The following is a 19,522-nucleotide window of genomic DNA, read 5'->3' on the forward strand; positions in this document are numbered from 1 at the left end:
TTTAGCGTTGCATGATTGACGATCCGAACAAACAGGACAGAGGGAAGTCAAATGTGCCTGTCCGCTCAAGTCAGCTTTGCCGCCAGTGTTTTTCTTGTTGGCGGCGGCACGGCCATTTCAATTGTGGCTTGGCGGCGCAACAAACGCTATCTCCCGCTTGCCCTGATGCCGCTTTTCGCCGGACTGCAGCAGTTTACCGAGGGTTTTGTCTGGGTCGGCATGAACGGAAACGATCCCCTGACGGTTTTGTGGGGGGCAATGGGGTTCATCTTTTTCACCTGGTTCATGTGGCCGATCTGGGTCCCCTTCTCGGTCTACGTGCTTGAACCGGACGACAGCCCCCGAAAGCGGTTGTTCCGCCTCATGGCGTTGATCGGGCTGGCTTTCGGACTGCTGCTTTACATACCGCACGGGCTAAACAGTGACATGGTGGTGGTCGAGGTCAACAATCAGTCTCTGGCCTATGAAAAATCCATGTGGCTGGATTTCATGATGCCACGCTGGCTGACCAATACAATCTATGTGACCCTTATCACCCTCCCGCCAGCGCTGTCGCATTACAAACATATGCGCCATTTCGCCCTGACGCTGGTGGCGGTGATCGTGATCGATATCGCCTTTCTCCAGTTTGCCTACATTTCGTTTTTCTGCCTGCTGGCGGGGCTCGCAACGCTGCATCTGGTGTACATCATTTTGACCAACAAATGCGCCCGTGAATGCCCTGAATTGTTCGCCTGATTCCGTCGCCTAGCTTTGCTTGTCGCAGTAGGGGATCGCTTCGGCGCTAGACTGGGCAGTAGCAATCATCGGGATCCTCCAGGCAGCAGGCTCCACAATGGTATTGGATCGCCTCGCGCAGAGCAGCGCGCGCCCTGTGCAGCCGAACGCCAAGGGCATTGCGGTTCAACCCCATATCGGCGGCCACGATTTTCCGATCCTCTTCACCGAAATCGATCCGCCGGATCAATTTGGCTCCTCCTTGTCGATTTGGGCGAAGGCTTCGACCATCATGTATCGGCTAGAGGTCTGCCATTCGTCATTCTGCTCGAACAGCACGGCGCCGATCAGGCGCATGATGGAAGCCTCGTTCGGGAAGATCCCGACAACATCGGCACGCCGCTTCACCTCCTTGTTCAGCCTCTCGATTGGATTCGTGCTGTGAAGCTTGGTGCGATGCTGGCGAGGGAAGGACATGTAGGCCAGCACGTCATGCTCGCTGGCGTCCATCAGATCGGCCAGCTTGGGCCATCGCGGACGCAGCTGCTCGGACACCTTGTGCCAGGTCTCGCCCGCATGGGCGCGGTCGGGCTGGTCGAAGGCTTGCCGGATCGCGGCGGCGACCACGGTGTGCTGGCCGCGCGAGACGTGTGCCAGCGCGTTGCGCATCCAGTGAACGCGACACCTTTGCCAAGTGGCTTCGAACACGCGGGCGATGGCGGCCTTGAGACCGGTATGGGCGTCGCTGATGACCAGCCGGACGCCACCGAGACCCCGGGCCCGCAGCGAGCGCAGGAACTCGGTCCAGAACGTCTCGGCCTCGGATGGGCCGATGCCCAGACCGATGATTTCGCGGCGTCCTTCGGTGTTGGCGGCGACAGCGATTATGGCCGCGACTGGCACGATCCGGCCGCCCTGACGCACCTTGAGATAGGTGGCATCCAGCCAGACATAGGGCCACTCCCCGCTCAGCGGGCGGTTCAGGAACTCACCGACCCGCTCATCGATGTCCTTGCACAGCTTGGACACCGTGCTCTTCGAGATGCCGCTCAGCCCCATTGCCTGCACCAACTCGTCGACGCGGCGGGTGGAGACGCCGCCGATCCACGCCTCCTGGATCACGGCCACCAACGCCTGCTCGGATGTCTTGCGGGCCTCCAGGAAGCCCGGGAAGTAGCTGCCTTGGCGCAGCTTCGGCACCCGCAGGTTCAGCGTGCCCAAACGGGTATCGAGAGCGCGCTCTCGATACCCGTTCCGCCAGGTCGTCCGTTCGCCGCTGCGCTCGTGGCGACCGGCGCCGATGATACCTTCCACATCGGTCTCCATGATCAGCTGCAGCACGGCCTCGGCTATGCCGCGCAGAAAGTCTCCCTGATCGTGCTTGGCCAGAAGCTCGGACAGGTCCATGTTCGTCTTGGTCATCGGGGTCTCCGTAAGGTGCGTGGTTGAAGCGTCGAAACTCCACCTCGATCTTACACCTCGATGGCCACCCGGGATCACACCGCTGGCGGCGATGAAATTACACCACGTCCGCGGACGCTAACTAAACCTCCGTCCGCACCCATCCGACCGCTTCAGCCTCGTCAACCAGCGCGACAAATCTCGCTTCCAGTGCCTCTTGGCAATCCAGCTCACGGTCAGGATAGGGGCCGAGCCGCTTTGGGCCTGTCAGTCGAGGTGTCGATCTGCTGCTCGACCGCTTCTTCCTCGTCACCTCGATCTCGCGCTTCCAGATGAAGGGGCAGGCCCTGCTGGACCATTATCGCCAGCGCGGCAAAGCAGAAGGCCACATGGGCGAGCTGATGGACGTGCTGTCTCCAGCGCTGTCCTCCACCAATCGCGCCAAGACCCATCTGCGCGGCAAGAAGCCGAAATCGGTCACGCCCCCCATCGATGCCTTCGCCTGCAACGAAGTCCGGTTGCTCGTCGCCATGCTCGCCTACCAGATCATGCACGTGGCGCGCCGGGCCATGGCGCGCGCCACGAAAGCCCCTTGGAGCCTGCGCCGCCTGCGGGAACGCGTGCTGCGCGCCGGCGCTCGTCTCATCATTTCAGGCCGGCGCATGACCTTGATACTTGCCGCAACGGCCGCGCCCTACTGGGCCGCCATCTGGCCGCAGATCCAGATGCTACGCGGGGCCGACCCATAATCGGGCTCTGCCTCACTTTGTGTGGCGCAACTATCCTGAAACTGGAAAATTCAGGAGGGATAGTTGTGGGTTCGAAGAAGCACTGGTCACCCGGGATCGATGTTGCCGTTCAAAGCGTGGAGCGAAGTGAACGCGGCGGGTGGCTTGTATTCGGCGTCTTGGCGCCCAACGGCATCTGCCCAGACTGTGGATTCCATTCACGCCGACGTCACGGCTGGCGGCGTCGGCGGCTTCAGGATTATCCCGCGCATGGAAACAAGGTAACGGTTGATCTCGCGATTTGCCGTTGGCGATGTCAGGCACCCGCTTGCCCACGCCGGACTTTCTCGGACCAGATCGCCTCGATTGCGCATCCATTTGCACGTCGGACTTCGCGTGTCGGGGAGATTGTCAGTCATCTGGGGCATGCGACCGGCGGACGACCTGCCGAGAGGTTGTTGCATCGTTTGGGCCTTGGGGTCAGCGATGACACGGTGCTCAGGCATCTGAAACAGTGTGCTCACGGCGCCGGCGAGGCGCCAACGGTCATCGGGATCGACGACTGGAGCTGGCGGAAGTCGCAAACCTACGGCACGATCATTGTGGATCTGGAGCGTCGCGTGGTGATCGACATTCTCGAGGATCGAGATGTCGTCACCTGCACCGACTGGCTGAGGCGTCATCCTGAGCTTGAGGTGATCAGCAGAGATCGGTGTGGTCTCTACGCCCAGGCCGCACGGCAAGGGGCACCGCAGGCGAAGCAGGTCGCTGACCGGTTCCATATCGTGCAAAACCTGCGGCAGGCCATCGAGGAGCAAATGAACCTCCACGGCCGTGCGACCGGCAGGGCGCTGCTGTCCGACGCAGACAATATCACCGCAGCCGGCAGGCTTCTGAAGTCACGCCTTGCGCACAGGACGTCTCGGGAAGAGATTTTCACCACCATCCATGCGCTCCGAAATCAGGGGCTTTCCTGCAGCGAGATCGGGCGGCGAACCGGGTTTCCGCGTCGCAGCATCGCGAAATGGCTGCAGTTCGAGACGCCGCCAGACCGCAGGCGGGCCGCTTTGAAGCGGACTTCCCCATGGTATTTTGAAAAGTTTCTGAAGCAATCCTGGAAGGACGGCATTCGAACTGGAAGCGCCCTGTTCCGTCTGATCCAAGAGCGTGGTTACGAGGGGAGTCAAACGCATTTGCAGCGGTTGCTGGCGGGTTGGCGCAGAGCCGAACAGCAAGCGACCGACCCCAAGGTAGAGCACGCGATACTTAAGCCAGTCCGGGACCCGGAAACGGGGCACGCGATTTCCCCGGTCATCGCGGCTGCCCTGTGCGTTAAACCCCGCGGAAAGCTCACCCCGGATCAGGTGCGGAAAGTCGACGCGCTCAAGGCCGGTTCTCCCGCCTTCGCAACGATGCGCAGCCTCGCCATGCGGTTCAATGGTATCATTCGCGGTCGCCAGGCAGACCCGCTCCCTGCATGGATCGACGACGCGATTGAAACCGATCTGGCGCCCATCGTGCGCTTTGCCCGTACCTTGAACCGGGACTTCGATGCGGTCAAAAATGCAATCGAGATGCTCTGGAGCAACGGCCAGGCAGAAGGTCAGATCAACCGCCTGAAGACCCTCAAACGCGCAATGTACGGTCGCGCCGGTCCAGAATTGTTGCGGGCGAGAATGCTACCGTTCCGCCACACAAATTGAGGCAGAGCCCATTTAAGGGCAACGCGACACTAGCCGACCAGCGCCGAGATGATCAGCGCGTTGACGATATCGATGAAAAAGCCGCAGACCAGCGGCACGATCACAAAGGCCCGGTGCGCCGCGCCATGTTGCTGCGCCACGGCGGTCATATTGGCGATGGCGGTGGCGGTTGAGCCGAGCGTGATAGCGCCAAACCCGGCCGAGATCACCGCCGCCTCATAATCGCGCCCCATCGCGGGGAACACGACCCAAATCGTGAATCCGACCGTCAGCAGGATCTGCATCACAAGGGCGGCGGTAATGAACAGAAGGACGCCGTTCAGCTCCCAGACCTGCAGGCCCATCAGCGCCATGATCAGGAAAAGCCCGAGTGACAGATCCGAGATCAGCGCCAGCGCATCATCGACCCCAGGCCAGATCCGCCGCACTAACCGCCTCGGGGCCAGCGGCAAAAGGTTGCGCAGCACGATCCCCGCGACAAGGCAGCTGACAAAGGCTGGAAGCGTGACGCCGGCCGCCGTGATCGCCTCATGCAGCGCCAGCCCGATCAGCACGGTGACATTCAGCGCCAGGATCGACCAGAGGATGCAGAAGTAATCCATCCGGACCGCGCGCCCCTCATTCGGAACGCCGATGTCCAGATCGCGCTTGTTTTCCGCCTTCAGCCCGCCCCGCCGGATCAGGAGCGCCGCAATCGGCCCGCCGATCACACAGGCCGCGATTAGCCCGACAGTATTGGCCGCGACCCCCAGTTCCAGCGCATTCGTGATCCCCAGCTTTTCGGCGAATATCGGTGCCCAGGCCAGCGTGGTGCCAACGCCGCCGGTCAGCGAAACCGAGCCGACCATCAGCCCGGCCTTCGGCTCCATTCCAAAGAGCCTCGCCAGCCCCATCCCCGCGAAGTTCTGCAAAAGGATGAAGCTGGTCGCAAGGATCAACAGGATCACCAACGGCCTGCCCCCCGCAAGCAGCGTGCGGATATCGGATTTCAGCCCGATACCGGCAAAGAACACCAGCAGCAGGAAATCACGGATCCCCACCTCGAATGAGACCTTCAGATCGAACAGCGCCCAGAGGAGCCCCGTTACCGCGATACAGAGAAAGCCGCCCGCCACCGGCTCGGGGATCGAATAGCGGCGCAGAAGATCAATGTTCAGGGTCAGGATCTTGCCCGCGATCAGCAAGACCACGGCAAGATTGAAGGAATGGAAGGGATGAACCGTAAAGAAGGTCACGCGGCGGCGCCTGTCAGAATGCTGTCAACTGATGTTGATTCCGCTTTGCCCCGGATCCGCCTTCCGGTCAAGGGCGGGGCCCCGCGCCTGCCTCAGGCGGTGGTGTGAAATCCGTTATCGGCATAGACCACCGATCCGCTCATGGGACTTGCGGCCTCGGTTGCCAGAAAGGCCGCCAGCGTACCGATCTCTTCGATGCTTACCAGTTTTCCCGCAGGCGTACGGGCGCGAATCTTATCCATCAGCGCATCGAACCGGTCGATCCCCGAGGCGGCGCGGGTCTTGACCGGACCGGTTGAAAGCGAAAAGGCACGAATCCCTTCGCCCGCCAGATCGGCCGCCGCATAGCGGACCGAAGCCTCCAGCGCGGCCTTTACCGGACCCATGAGGTTGTAATTCTCGACCACCCGATCCGCGCCGTAAAAGCTGACCGTGATCAGCGAACCACCCGCCTGCATCAAAGGCCGCGCCAGCCGCGCCATGCGCAGGAAGGAGTGGCAAGAGATATCCATCGCCGTCGCAAAACCTTCGGCCGAAGCGTTGACAACGCTGGTGTGCAGATCCTCGCGCGGGGCGAAGGCGATGGCATGAAGCAGAAAATCAAGCCGCCCCCATTCAGCGGTAATGCGGTCAAACACGGCTTCCAACTGGCCGGGTTCACGCACATCGCAAGGAAGGAACAGCGGCGCACCCACTTCCTGCGCCACGGGTTCGACCCATGGCCGGGCCTTTTCATTAAGAAAGGTCAGCGCCAGCTCTGCCCCCGCCGCGCGAAAGGCCCTGGCGCAACCGGCGGCGATGCTGGCCTCATTCGCCACGCCAACCACGAGGCCGCGTTTGCCTTTCAGATCAATCATGTCGCTGCCTCTTCGCTGACGGCCTCCTGGGCGATGATGCTTTCCTCATCGGTCGGAATGACAAGAAGCTGCACCCGGCTGGCGGCGGTGCTGATCCTGCGCGACCCTGCTTCATTGGCATCGGGGTCAAGCTCTGCCCCAAGCCAGGCCAGCCGCGCGGCGACACGGGCGCGGATACCGGGCTGATGCTCGCCGATTCCTGCCGTGAAGACCAGCGCATCGATCCCGCCCATGCTGGTCGCCAACCGTGCCACCTCGCCCGCGATGCGCAGGCAAAAGAGGTCGATCGCCTCGGCAGCCTCTGGGCGCGTGCTGGCCATCAGCTCGCGGCTGTCAGCCTCGAAACCCGACACGCCCAGAAGGCCGCTTTCACGATAGAGCATGGTCTCGACCTGTTTCAGGCTTTGCCCCATTTCGCCCATCAGATGCAGGATCACGCCGGGGTCCAGCGCACCCGAACGCGTCGCCATCGGGATGCCGTCCAGCGTCGAAAACCCCATCGAGCTGTCGATGCTCTTGCCGCCCCGGATCGCACAAAGGCTTGCGCCGCTGCCCAGATGTGCGGCGACCACCTTTGCATCGGTGGCCAGATCGCCCAGTTGCCCGGCGATATAGCGGTAGGAGAGACCATGAAAGCCATAGCGCTTGATCCCCTGATCATAAAGCGCGCGCGGCAGGGCAAAGCGGCGGATCAGGGGCGGGTTGGTGGCATGAAACGCCGTGTCGAAAGAGGCTGTCTGTGGCACATCGGGGTAAAGCCCCCGCATCGCCCGGATCAGCGCAAGGCTTTGCGGCTGATGCAGCGGCGCAAGCCGCGCCAGCGCGTCGATCTGCGCGATCACCTGATCGGTGATCCGGGCTGGTCCTGTGAAGACATCGCCGCCATGCACAACCCGATGGCCGATCACCGCAAGGCGCGAAAGATTGAAATGCCCGGCCAGCCAGGCAAAAGCCTGGTTCAGCACGGCTGTCAGATCGCCGGGATCCGCTGTGATCGGGCCTGAAAAGGTCTTGCCCTCGCGCGTCAGGCGCACTTCGAAAGGCTCATCGCGGAAATCGATCACGCCCGAGGCCAGCGGGCGCGGCGCGGCGGCCTCCAGTGCGTAAAACCCCAGCTTGATAGTCGAGGATCCGGTGTTGAATGTCAGGATCAGATCGCGGGTCACGCCTTCCCCTCCGCTTTGCGGACCGCGACCAGCTTGGCCAGCGCAGCCGAGGCGATGCGGGCCGATAAAGGATCCGCCCGGCTTGTCAGAACGATTGGCACCCGTGCGCCCAGAACCAGCCCCGCGGCCGTGGCGCCCGCGAAATAGATCAGCTGTTTGGCAAGCATGTTCCCGGCCTCGAGATCCGGCACCAGAAGAATATCGGCCTCGCCCGCCACCTGCGAGACGATGCCCTTCGTCGCCACCGCCTCGGGGCTGATCGCATTGTCGAAGGCCAGCGGCCCGTCAACCAGCGCGCCCGTGATCTGGCCTCGAGCCGCCATCACCGTCAGCGCGGCGGCATCCAGCGTGGCGGGCATCGTCGCGTTCACCGTCTCGACCGCCGCCAGCACCGCGACCTTCGGCTGATCGCGCCCCAGAAGCCGCATCAGATCGACGGCATTCTGGCAGATGTCGCGCTTATGCTCTAATGTCGGTGCGATATTGATCGCGGCATCGGTGACGATCACCGGCTTGCGATAGGCGGGCACATCCATCGCATAGACATGGCTGATCCGGCGTTCGGTGCGCAGGCCGCCGCTTTTCGAAACCACCGCCGCAAGCAGTTCATCGGAATGCAGGCTGCCCTTGACCAGCACCTGGACCTTGCCACAGGCCGCCAGTTCCACCGCCCGCGCCGCCGCTGCATGGCTGTGCTCTGTCTCCTCGATCCGGAAGCCGTCAAGCGAGACCCCGGCCTCGGCGGCCGCCGCGCGAATCTTTGCGCCGGGACCGATCAGGATCGGGTCAAGCAGGCCTTCGTCGCGCACCTCGATCGCGCCAAGGATCGCGGATTTCGAACAGGGATGCACCACCGCCGCCCGCACCGGGGGCAATGCGCGGGCCTCTTCGACAAAGCCCTGCCAGCGCCCCTTCGGCAGGACCACCGCCTCGGGAAGGTCACCCGGCACCCAGGTCACCTGCTCGACCGGGGCCAGCACCAGCGCCTCGCCCGAAAGCACCACCTCGCCCCGCTGATTGCGGGCGGTGGTCGTCAGGCGGACACGGTTCTTGCCCTCGATCAGCTCGGCCACTTCAACTTCGGCGGTGATGGTATCGCCTGGCGAAACCGGCTTGTTAAAGCGGATCTGCTGGTCGAGATAGATCGTCCCCGGCCCCGGCAGGCGGGTGCCCAGCACCGCCGAAATCAGCGCCGCAGTCCACATGCCGTGCACCACGACATGGCCAAACGGCCCATGGGCGGCGAAACCGGCATCCAGATGCGCGGGGTTGGCGTCGCCGGAAACAGCGGCGAACAATTCAATATCCTTGGGACCGACGTGGCGGACAAGACTGGCGCGGTCGCCGATTTTCATCTGGTGAAACAGATAGTTGGTCAGAGTGCCGGTCATCTTGTCACCTCTGGAAAACATATGTGCCGGGCGCATCTGCCAGCGCGTTGCCCATTGCGGGCGGCGTGGCGGGGGCACCCGAACGCGCGGCAAGCCAGGCCTGCCAGGGCGTCCACCACGAACCCTCGGTTGCAGGATTGGCCTCGACCCAGGTCTCGGGCGGCAAAAGCGCGTCGTCATGGGCGCGGGTCGCCAGCCGGTAGCGGCGGCGCGGGTGACCGGGAGGAGAGACGATCCCCGCATTATGCCCGCCCGACGTCAGCGCGAAAGTCACCTCGCAATCGGTGAACTGGTGGATTTTGTAGACCGACTTCCAGGGTGCGACATGATCGCGCTCGGTCCCGACGGCAAAGATCGGCACCCGGATGTTCTGCAACAGAACTGTCTTGCCCCCGGCGGTGAAGCGTCCCGAAGAAAGCTCATTATTCAGATAAAGCCTGCGCAGATATTCGGCATGCATCCGATAGGGCATCCGGGTGCTGTCGGCATTCCAGGCCATGAGATCATTCATCGCCGTCCGCTCGCCCATCATGTAATCGCGCACCATCCGGGACCAGATGAGGTCATTCGAGCGCAAAAGCTGAAACGCCCCCGCCATCTGATCGGCAGAGAGATAGCCGCGGTTCCACATCATGCTTTCAAGAAGATGCAGCTGGCTTGGGTCGATGAACAACGCAAGCTCGCCCGGTTCGGCGAAATCGACCTGCGCGGCAAGCAGCGTCAGCGAGGCGAGACGCGCGTCCCCCTTCCCCGCCATGGCAGCCGCCGCGATCGACAGCAAAGTGCCACCCAGACAATAGCCGGTGGCGTGGATTTTCTGATCGGGCATTAGACGGGTGATCTCATCCAACGCGGCCATCACGCCCAGCCGGCGATAATCCTCCAGCGTCAGATCACGATCCTCTGCACCCGGATTGCGCCAGGAAATGGCGAAAACCGTGTGGCCCTGCGCCACCAGCCAGCGGATCAGTGAATTCTCCGGGCTGAGGTCGAGGATATAGTATTTCATGATCCAGGCCGGAACGATCAGCACCGGCTCGGGGTGCACGGTTTCTGTCGTGGGCGTATACTGGATCAGTTCGATCAGGTGGTTGCGGAAGATTACCTTGCCCGGCGTCACCGCCACATCGCGACCCGGTGTAAAGGCCTCGACACCCTCTGGCGGCTCCTGCCGGATCTGGCGGACGACGTCCTGCAGCCAGTTCTGCCAGCCCTTCACAAGGTTCATGCCTCCGGTAGCCCAGGTCCGTGCCACAACCTCGGGATTGGTAAAAGGGTTGTTCGAAGGCGCACAGACATCAAGGATCTGTTTCGCGGCAAAAGACACCACATCCTCGTGGTGCTTCGTCACGCCCGGAACCTCATGGGTGACGTTATGCAGCCATTGCTGCTGCAGCAGGAAAGCCTGCGACATCCAGCTGAAGGGCGGTTTCGCCCAGGCTTCACCGGCGAAACGGCGGTCGCCCGGCAAGGGCGTGATGACCGGCGCGGCCTGCGGATCCATCGCCGAGGCCATCAGATGCGCCATGAGACGCTGCCATTTGCGGCCCGCCTTGACGCCCAGTTCCATCTGCTTGCCCGGTGCCTGCGCCAGATGAAAGGCCCAGTCGACATAGGCCATCATCAGCGAGCCGGGCGAGACCCCGCCGCTGAGCTGTCCCGAGAGCGCCTCTCGTATGCGGTCAACGGCCTGAAAAGCCTCGATGCCAAGGCTTTCATCGCCGGTTGCACCCGAGCCATCTGATTTGGGAGTAAGGGCCATGTCGCGTCTCCAATTTACCGGCGGAAGTTAGCACAGAACTATCAACGAGTGTTGATTGAAATCAAAGAGTTCAAGATTTTTCTTGAACATAGGCATTGCGCCCAAGGCCCGATGCCGACGACATGTCGTAAAGCGCCGTCAAACCGCCGAAACAGCCGCCCCCGGACTGAACAGGCAAAGCATCGGCGTCCGGCGGCGGACACGGAATCCCCTGTCCCTGCCCTGATCATCATGGACGATTACCGGCAAAACGGCGCGACGTCGAGGCCATGACCCGGCCAATGCCGCTGGCACCAACGCCGGGCCAAGGCCGCGGCCTCAATCCGCCAGCACATCACCGATGCCAGTGAAGACACCACCGACCTGATTGAAGACAAAGGCCCCCGCCAAGCGTACCTCACCGAAAAGGGTGTTTTCAACCACAGCCCCGGCCTCGCCGGAAAGCAGGCCGACATAGCGGCTGTGGGCGGGATCATCGGTCGGAATATCGGTAATATCCACGATCCGTATTCCGGTCGCGACCGCCAGGCGCTGGACCGCCGGATCACGCACATCGACAAGCCCAAGCCGTATCCGACGTGCCGAAAGCTGCGACGACAGTTTCAGCGCCAGATCGTCCGAGGAGACGAGCACCGTGATGGGATGCTTCATCGGCCCAAGGCTGACCATCTGGGCGCGGAAAAGATCGATATCAATATCCGGGGCGGCAAGGATGACCTCGATCCGGTCCAGCACATCGTCCCGCCCGGCAAGACGCAGTTGCACCAGCGTCTCCATCGTCAGCCGCGCGCCCATGCTGTGAGCCAGCACCGGCACCGCGTCGGAAGCGGACCGACCCTTTGTCAAAAGCCGCAGCAGATCGGCAAGCGCCGCGCGGGAAAAGTCAGACGCGTCACGATCAGCCAGATAGGCGCCCGGATAGCCTGCCGAGGGCCATGTAAAAAGGACGGGCTTTTCCTCGATATGCGCATCGACCGAAAGCTGCGCGGTGCGGAACAAGGCCTCATGAAAGCGGGTGTTGAAGCCGTGGACATAAAGCCCGACCCCCTCGCGCGAGAGACGCTTTGCAAAGGCGTCACGGCTAAGCGTCTGCCGGCTGCGCACCACGAAATTCCGGTCGGCGCTGCTGCCATTGCGATCCGGCCATTCAATCTTTCCCGGCCGATGGCCAGGCGGCACCGAGACCGCGTATTCCAGCCAGCTTGGCCGGATGGAGCGAGAGTCGCCAAAGGCCCCCGGCAGATTTGCCTCGGGCGCGCGGGTGGTCATGGTCAGCACCCGGACAAGGCGGGCGCCCTCGGGCAGGGCACCGGCATCGGGGGCCAGAACTTCCGGCCCCGGACGCGCAGCGCAGCCTGCAAGCGCAAGCGTCAGGATCAGAAGCAGGCGGCCCAACATATGCCTTACCGCAGGAATTTCTTGAATCGTATCAGTGCCAGCCAGAACAGCGCCACCCCGATCGCCGCCAGCGCCGCGAACTGGGGCCAGACCACGTCAAGCCCCGCACCTCGGAACAAGATGCCCTGCGAGAGGATGATGAAATGCGTGTTGGGGGCTGCAAGCATGATGGTCTGGATGATCTCTGGCATGGATTCCCGCGGCGTCATCGCGCCTGACAGCACCTGCAGCGGCAAAAGCGCCATCATCAGCAAAAGCGCGAATTGCGGCATCGACCCGGCGATGGTGGCAAGGAAAATTCCAAGCCCCGTCATGGCGAAAACCATCAGCACCGCGCCCGCAAGAAACAGCACGACCGAGCCCTGCACCGGAACCGCCATCAGCGCCTGCACCACAACACTTAGCGAAAAGATCGACCCCAGCAGCACCACCAGCCCCATCGACCAGATCTTGGAAAACATGATCTCGGTCGCGGTGACGGGCATGACCAGCAGGTGCTCGACCGTGCCATGTTCCTTTTCGCGGATCAGCGCCGCGCCGGTCAGCACCAGCGACAGCATGGTGATCGACTGGATCACGGCGGAAATCGCCCCGAACCACTTCGGATCCAGCGAGGGATTATACCGCGCGCGGAGCGCCAGATCGACCGGCAGCGCGGTCTCGGCCCGGTAGCCCGCCACATATTCCGAAACCTCGGAGGACACGATCTGCTGGATATAGCCGCCGCCGGTGAAGGCCTGGCTCATCCTTGTCGCGTCGATATTCAGCTGGATCGCCGGGTTTTTCCCGGCCAGCACATCGCGCGCGAAATCCGGTGGGATGTTCAGCGCAAAAGTATCCAGCCCCTGATCCATCCGCCGATCCATCTCGGCCGTCGTGGTCATCTGCGGCTCGACAAAATAGGGCGGATAAAAGGCCGAGGTGATGCGGGCGGAGAGATGCGACTGATCCTCATCCACGATCGAGATCGCGGCATTCATCAGCGCCTCGGGCGAGGCGTTCGCAGAGGTCCAGATCGAGAGCGAAAAGGAATAGACGATCAGCACCAGCATCACCGGATCGCGCCAGAGCCCGCGCAATTCCTTGACGCCCAGATTGAAGGTGTTGCGCAGGTTCATCCGCCCCTCACTTCGCCTGTTTTTTCAGGAAGGCCGCCGCCAGCCCGATAATCACCGGAATGGCGATGCCCATGGCCAGCATCGGCCCGGCCAGTTCCGCCATTCCGAAGGCCTTGGAGAAAGCCCCCCGCGCGGCGGTGATAAACCAGGTCGAGGGGTAGATCTCGCCCAGAACCCGGCCAAAACCCGACAACGAAGAGACCGGGTCGATCAAACCCGAATAGCTGACCGCCGGGATCATCGTCAGCATGGCGGTCGCGAACAGCGCCGCGACCTGACTTGCGATGAAGACCGACACCAGAAAACCAAGCGCCGTGGTCGCGGTGACATAGATCAGCGCCGAAAGGGTAAAGCCCAGAAAACTGCCGTTGAAGGGCACTGCGAAGAATGTGACCGCCATGGCCATCATCAGGAAGAAATTCAGCATGGCCAGCGCGATATAGGGCAGCTGTTTGCCAAGCAGAAATTCCAGCCGCGTCACCGGCGTGACGTAGAAATTGATGATCGAGCCCAGTTCGCGTTCACGCGCGACCGAAAGCGTGGTCAGGATCGCCGGGATCATCAGCAAAAGCAGCGGGATGATCGCCGGGACCATCGCATTCAGGCTGCGCACGTCGGGGTTGTAGCGGTATCGGGTCACCAGTTCGAAACTGCCGCCGCTCGCCTTGTCACCGTAAAGCTGACGCGCCTGACGTGTGATCCAGTCGGCATGCATGCCCTGCACATAGCCCTGCACCGTATTGGCGCGGCTGGGGTTGGCGCCGTCGAACCAGGCCCCGACCTGCACATCCCTGCCTGCCGCGATATCGGCGGCAAAGCCGGGCGGGATCTCGATCGCCAGCGCCAGCTCGCCCGAGCGCATTCTTGCGTCGATCTCGTCGTAACTTGTCAGGGCCGGCTGTTCGATGAAATAGCGCGATCCCGCAATATCGGCGATATAATTGCGGCTGGTGGTGGTCTGGTCGCGGTCAAGGGCGGCGAAGGTCAGATCCTCGACATCCATGTTGATGCCCAGCCCCACCACGATCATCAGAAGAAGGCTGCCGACCAACGCCATGGTCAGCCGGATCGGATCGCGCTGCAATTGCAGGCTTTCCAGCTGCGAATAGCTAAGCAGTCGCCGCAGGCTGAAGCCGGATTGCTGCGCGTGATGGGTCACCCCGGCTGCGGGGGCCTCGGGCGCGGCCTCGGGCGCAGCGGCGGGGGCGGGTGCCGTCTCGCCAATCGCCTCTTCAAGATAGGCGATGAACGCGTCTTCCAGCGTGGCGCAACCTTTGGCTTTCGTGATCCCCTCGGCGGTGTCCGAGACCAGCACCTTGCCCGCATGCATCAGGCTGATGCGGTCGCACCATTCCGCCTCGTTCATGAAATGGGTCGAGACAAAGATCGTCACGCCATCCTTGCGCGAAAGTTCCGCCAGAATGCGCCAGAAGCCGTTGCGCGCCACCGGGTCCACCCCCGAGGTCGGCTCGTCAAGGATCAGGATCTCGGGCGCATGGATCATCGCCACCGCCAGCGAAAGCCGCTGGCGGATACCCAGCGGCAACGCCTCGGGCAGGCTGTCGGTCACGTCGCCCAGATCGAACCGGGCGATCATCTCGTCAACCCTGGCGGGGATCTTCTCGGCCGCCATATCGAAAAGCCGCGCGTGCAGATCAAGGTTCTGACGCACCGTCAGCTCGGAATAGAGCGAGAAGGCCTGCGACATGAACCCGACCCGGCGGCGCACCGACAGATCGCTTGCATCGACCTCATGGCCGAAAAGCTTTGCCCGGCCCTCACTCGGCTCCAGAAGCCCGGTGAGCATCTTCATCGTCGTCGTCTTGCCGCAGCCGTTCGAACCCAGAAAGCCGAAAATCTCACCCCTGGGGATGCGGAAGGAAACATTGTCGACCGCCACGAAATCGCCAAAGCGCTGCGTCAGCCCCTCGGCCTCGATGGCGATATCGCTGTCATCGGTGGTCCGCGGCGGGATCACCACGGCACTGTCTTCGCCCCGGTCTTCTTCGGGCAAAAGCGCGATGAAGGCTGCATCAAGCGTGTCGGCCCCGGTCCGCGACAGCAGATCGCTGGTGGTGCCGGTGGCCAGCACCCGGCCCGCATTCATCGCAACCAGCCAGTCGAAGCGCGCGGCCTCTTCCATATAGGCGGTGGCGGTGATCACGCTCATCCCCGGCCGTGTCGCGCGGATGCGGTCGATCAGATCCCAGAACTGGCGGCGCGACAGCGGATCGACGCCGGTGGTCGGCTCGTCAAGAATCAGGAAATCGGGATCATGGATCAGCGCGCAGCACAGACCCAGCTTTTGCTTCATGCCGCCCGACAGCTTTGACGCCGGGCGCGACCGGAACGGCGTCATGCCGGTCGCAGCCAGCAGATCGGTGATCCGCCGCTCGCGTTCGGCCTTGTCATGACCGAAAAGCGAGCCGAAGAAATCAAGGTTCTCTTCGACCGAAAGCGTCGGGTAGAGGTTCTTGCCCAGACCCTGCGGCATATAGGCGGTGCGGGGGCAGACGCGGTTGCGATGCGCCACATCGCGCATATCGCCGCCCAGAACCTCGACCTTGCCCTGCTGGATCACACGTGCCCCGGCCAGCAGCGACAGAAGGCTGGACTTTCCGACCCCGTCTGGCCCGATCAGCCCGACCATGCGCCCCTCAGGGATCTCCAGCGTCACATTGTCAAGCGCCGTGACCTTGCCATAGCGCAGCGTCAGGCCGGAGACCCCGGCAACTGAGCCGGTCATTTCACGACATTGGAAAGAAAGTCAGGCCAGGCGGCATCCGGATCAAGCCGCAGATAGGCCATGCCCGGCAGGCCGGTTTTGACATATTCGATATGCCGCGACAGCAGCTCGGGGTCGATGCGGGCACGGACGCGGAACATCAGCTTTTCGCGCTCATCGGCGGTCTCGACCGTCTTTGGCGTGAACTGCGCCACATCGGCAACATAGGAAACCGTGGCCGGGATCACGAATTCCCGCGCCGCATCCATGACAAGGCGCACCTCTGATCCGACCTGCACCCGGCCGACCTGCGATGTCGGCAGAAAAACCGTCATATAGACATCGCCCAGATCGACAAGGCTGAGGATCCGCCCGCCAGAGCCGACAATCTCGCCCTCTTGTGCGATGCGATACTGGATCCGGCCCGTGCGCGGCGCTTTCAGCGTGGCGTCGTCCAGAGAGGCCTGGATCGCATCAATCGACGCCTTTGCCGCCTCGACGGCCGCACTTGCATCGACCACCTGCGCCTGCGCGCTGCTGACCCCCGCCAGCGCTGCCGCATGGCTGGCTTCGGCCGAGGCCACACCGGCGCGGGCCTGGGCGTCCCGGGCGCGGTCATCATCCAGCACTTGCTGCGAGATCGCACTGGTCTTTGCAAGCTGCTCAGAGCGTTCAAGCCTGCGCGACGCGGCATCGGCAACCGAGCCTGCCTGATCAACCGCGGCCCGGGCCGCGCGCTCTTGTGCCTCGGCCTGAGCGACCAGCGCCCTTGCTGTCTCGACGCCGATTTCGGCGCGGGCAAGCTGCGCTTCGGCCTGACGTTTTTGTGCGTTCAGCTGCACCACGTCCATCTGCACCAGCACATCGCCTGCGCTGACCATGTCACCTTCGGCAGCGGTGATTTCGGCGATTCGGCCGCCGGTGAGCGCCGCGATATCCACCTCGGTCGCCTCGATCCGGCCATTGGCGCTGGCAAAACCCGCCGGCAGACCGGCGGGTTGCAGCCGGTCCCAGGCCAGCCAGCCAAGCACGGCGACAACGGCCAGGCCGCCCAGAATAATGGTGTTTCTGCCGGGCTTTGCCATGATCTGCCTCTGATTGCTGTGCTGATGGATGCTTCGCGCATGTCCCGATGCGGTCTTCGCCCTACGCTCCCCTGTTGTCAACGCTCGATGACAGGGTAAAAACCTGTATTGTCGCGCAAAAGCGGCTGCTGGTTGTTTGCTGTTGAAAAACCAGCTAAACAACACGACCCGGTCTGGGCTGCACCTTGCCGCACCTCTGCTCCGGGGCAGCATTTTCAGTTTCTTCGCGTCGAAGCCACCGGACGAACACAAGCCACCCATGCCAAGGACGCTCAACTCAGCCAACTCGACCGACCGCATGCCGGGGCAGGCAACCGGGAAAGAACGCATTCTTGCATCGGCGATGCTGCTTTTCGCGCGGATGCCCTATTCCGACACCAGCCTGCGCGACATCGCCGCCGCGGCTGGGGTCGATGTGGCCTATGTCCATCGCGCCTTCGGGTCGAAGGCTGAGATATTCCGTCAGGCCTTGCTGGCGCTTGCGCCCCTCGATGACATCGCCGCAGGGGACCCCGATGGCGCGACCATGATCAACCGGATCTGCGATCTGGCCTTCCTGCGTGATCCGCGCAAGGTAGAAGATGTCAGGCCGCTTCATTTACTGACACAGTCCAGCCTCTGCAGCGAGGCGCGGGCGATCATTGCGCAATTCTTTGGCACGTCACTAGCCCTGCCTCTAAGCAGGGCGTTTGGCCATGCGGATCCGGGACGGGCGCATTTCGCGCTTAGCCTTCTCAGCGGTTTCGTGACCCATCGTGCGATTTTCGGGCCTGCGGATTTGCTGGCTATCCCCGAGGCGGATCAGCGACAGATGCTGCAAACCGCCCTGATGAACGCAATGCTGCCTGGTTGTTCAGATGGGGTATTCGGCTGGCGTCCCATCTAGACCACTATCCAAGTCAGCTTGCCAACTGCGATCCTGTATAAGTCATGTTGGGATTTCCGCGTTTCGTGCGGAGATTTCAACACGATTGATCGGACGCCTCAGGTGCTTTCAGGCGGCTATATACGGTCGGTCAGATGGCCGCTTGGATCGAGTGTCGGTCTCGTAGGTTGCGCGCCCCCGCAACCAATACATATTTGCTCTTGGGCACTGATCACGCGCCGGATGCGGGTCAGAGTATTGTCTTTGCAAGTGCGAAACAGTTCGCAGATCCTGTCCCCGCAACCAAAAAATCCCCTATGATCAAAAGCTTGGATGATGACTGAAACAGTCGGGCGTCCCCATCCCCGTTTTGCATCAACGCCACATCAACGTTTGCGAAGGCCGGTGGCGAAACCGATGCCATTCAGTAAGGGCACTCCGGTTTGGGACGCAGGACATCGTCGCAAGTCGCTCGTCCGAGCGCCACATCCTCTCCCGCTTCAGTCAAGGTCGCGATTAGCAATCCGTTCAAGTGAAGTGGTCCTAGGAATCCGGACAGTCGGCTAAGGTGTATCCCAAACCTTTGAAGGGATACGAGAATGGCGAAGCGCCGGAACTTTACCCTGTGAATCCCTTTTGTCAACACGGCCTAAACCGCGACCCCAAATAGTTTCCCGATAGCGGCGGTCACTGCCATCGCGGCACCGCCCCAGAAGACCACACGCAGTGTTGGTCGCAACAACTTGGCTCCGCCGGCCCAAGCCCCGAGAGCCCCGAGAACGGCAAGCGCGAGCAGCGTTGTCACAGTAACCACGACGGCGACAGTTTCTGCGGGTGAGACGAGCGCAGCAACCATCGGCACAGCCCCGGCCAAAGTGAACGTGAGCCCAGAGGCAAAGGCAGCCTGTAAGGGATTGGCGCTATGCACCTCAGAGAGGCCGAGTTCATCGCGCACATGGGCCCCAAGCGCGTCAGCTTCGGTCAACTCGCGCGCGACAAGCGCTGCCGTCGCGGGCGAGAGACCTCGGCTCTCCCAGATAGAAGCCAGTTCCGCCTCCTCCTCCGCGGGTGTCTCGCGCAGAGCCTGCGCCTCACGGGCGATGTCAGCACCTTCAATATCCGATTGTGAGCTGACCGAGACATACTCCCCCGCCGCCATCGACATCGCCCCGGCGGCCAATCCCGCGGCGCCTGCGATGAACACCGCCTCTGCGGAAGGATTGGCGACCGCCACGCCCACGATGAGCGCCGAGATCGAGACGATCCCATCGTTGGCGCCGAGCACCGCGGCCCGCAACCAACCGCTGCGGTTGACGAAATGTACTTCTTCATGGGCTGACTGATAGGTCATGGCCGTCCCGCTCCAATTTC

The 19,522-nt window shown here is 62.5% G+C and carries 15 protein-coding genes; 4 read left to right on the forward strand and 11 right to left on the reverse strand.

Going from position 1 to position 19,522, the window contains the following annotated elements; genetic code table 11:
• Positions 1–51: 51 nt before the first annotated feature.
• Positions 52–738, forward strand: coding sequence for a DUF6629 family protein (locus PAE61_RS00695; protein WP_139085422.1), 687 nt, complete (start codon positions 52–54; stop codon positions 736–738).
• A gap of 225 nt (positions 739–963) precedes the next feature.
• On the opposite strand, the gene PAE61_RS00700 is transcribed toward PAE61_RS00695, so the two are convergent.
• Positions 964–2,139, reverse strand: coding sequence for an IS256 family transposase (locus PAE61_RS00700; RefSeq protein ID WP_271112072.1), 1,176 nt, complete (start codon positions 2,137–2,139; stop codon positions 964–966).
• Between the two features lie 266 nt (positions 2,140–2,405).
• Between PAE61_RS00700 and PAE61_RS00705 the strand changes: the two genes are divergently transcribed.
• Both PAE61_RS00705 and PAE61_RS00710 read left to right on the forward strand, forming a co-directional pair.
• Positions 2,406–2,867: a transposase gene (locus PAE61_RS00705; protein WP_271112134.1), complete on the forward strand. Its 462-nt coding sequence runs from the start codon at positions 2,406–2,408 to the stop codon at positions 2,865–2,867.
• Positions 2,868–2,932: 65 nt separating this feature from the next.
• Positions 2,933–4,549, forward strand: a complete 1,617-nt coding sequence (locus PAE61_RS00710) for an ISL3 family transposase (RefSeq protein WP_420873172.1) — start codon at positions 2,933–2,935, stop codon at positions 4,547–4,549.
• A 29-nt stretch (positions 4,550–4,578) separates the two neighbouring features.
• Here PAE61_RS00710 and gltS read toward each other — a convergent pair whose 3' ends face one another.
• From gltS to PAE61_RS00755, 9 genes are all read right to left on the reverse strand, one after another.
• On the reverse strand, positions 4,579–5,784 hold the full coding sequence (gene gltS, locus PAE61_RS00715; RefSeq protein WP_271112073.1) for a sodium/glutamate symporter: 1,206 nt from the start codon (positions 5,782–5,784) through the stop codon (positions 4,579–4,581).
• Between the two features lie 92 nt (positions 5,785–5,876).
• Complete coding sequence (gene fabI / locus PAE61_RS00720) at positions 5,877–6,641, reverse strand: enoyl-ACP reductase FabI (protein WP_035745640.1); 765 nt, start codon at positions 6,639–6,641, stop codon at positions 5,877–5,879.
• Positions 6,638–7,807: an acetate/propionate family kinase gene (locus PAE61_RS00725; protein WP_035745643.1), complete on the reverse strand. Its 1,170-nt coding sequence runs from the start codon at positions 7,805–7,807 to the stop codon at positions 6,638–6,640. Before PAE61_RS00725 ends, fabI begins: the two co-directional genes overlap by 4 nt.
• Entirely contained in the window at positions 7,804–9,198 is a 1,395-nt protein-coding gene (locus PAE61_RS00730) for a bifunctional enoyl-CoA hydratase/phosphate acetyltransferase (protein WP_089258481.1), read from the reverse strand. The genes PAE61_RS00725 and PAE61_RS00730 overlap by 4 nt, the downstream gene beginning before the upstream one ends.
• Positions 9,199–9,202: 4 nt before the next feature.
• Entirely contained in the window at positions 9,203–10,960 is a 1,758-nt protein-coding gene (locus tag PAE61_RS00735) for a PHA/PHB synthase family protein (protein ID WP_271112074.1), read from the reverse strand.
• Positions 10,961–11,278: 318 nt separating this feature from the next.
• Complete coding sequence (locus tag PAE61_RS00740) at positions 11,279–12,358, reverse strand: alpha/beta hydrolase (protein WP_271112075.1); 1,080 nt, start codon at positions 12,356–12,358, stop codon at positions 11,279–11,281.
• Between the two features lie 5 nt (positions 12,359–12,363).
• Positions 12,364–13,476 carry an ABC transporter permease gene (locus tag PAE61_RS00745; RefSeq protein WP_271112076.1) on the reverse strand — a complete coding sequence of 371 codons (1,113 nt, stop codon included), beginning with the start codon at positions 13,474–13,476 and terminating at the stop codon, positions 12,364–12,366.
• 7 nt (positions 13,477–13,483) lie between these two features.
• The gene (rbbA, locus tag PAE61_RS00750) at positions 13,484–16,222 is read right to left on the reverse strand and encodes a ribosome-associated ATPase/putative transporter RbbA (RefSeq protein ID WP_107978778.1); all 2,739 of its coding nucleotides are present in this window, start codon (positions 16,220–16,222) and stop codon (positions 13,484–13,486) included.
• On the reverse strand, positions 16,219–17,286 hold the full coding sequence (locus tag PAE61_RS00755; protein ID WP_035745651.1) for an HlyD family secretion protein: 1,068 nt from the start codon (positions 17,284–17,286) through the stop codon (positions 16,219–16,221). The genes rbbA and PAE61_RS00755 overlap by 4 nt, the downstream gene beginning before the upstream one ends.
• Before the next feature lie 259 nt (positions 17,287–17,545).
• Between PAE61_RS00755 and PAE61_RS00760 the strand changes: the two genes are divergently transcribed.
• Complete coding sequence (locus tag PAE61_RS00760) at positions 17,546–18,172, forward strand: TetR/AcrR family transcriptional regulator (RefSeq protein WP_078543000.1); 627 nt, start codon at positions 17,546–17,548, stop codon at positions 18,170–18,172.
• A gap of 628 nt (positions 18,173–18,800) precedes the next feature.
• Here the strand turns inward: PAE61_RS00760 and PAE61_RS00765 are convergent.
• Positions 18,801–19,502: a VIT1/CCC1 transporter family protein gene (locus PAE61_RS00765; RefSeq protein ID WP_020952702.1), complete on the reverse strand. Its 702-nt coding sequence runs from the start codon at positions 19,500–19,502 to the stop codon at positions 18,801–18,803.
• Positions 19,503–19,522 lie beyond the last annotated feature (20 nt).

Source organism: Paracoccus aerodenitrificans (assembly GCF_027913215.1).
GTDB classification, from domain to species: Bacteria; Pseudomonadota; Alphaproteobacteria; order Rhodobacterales; family Rhodobacteraceae; genus Paracoccus; species Paracoccus aerodenitrificans.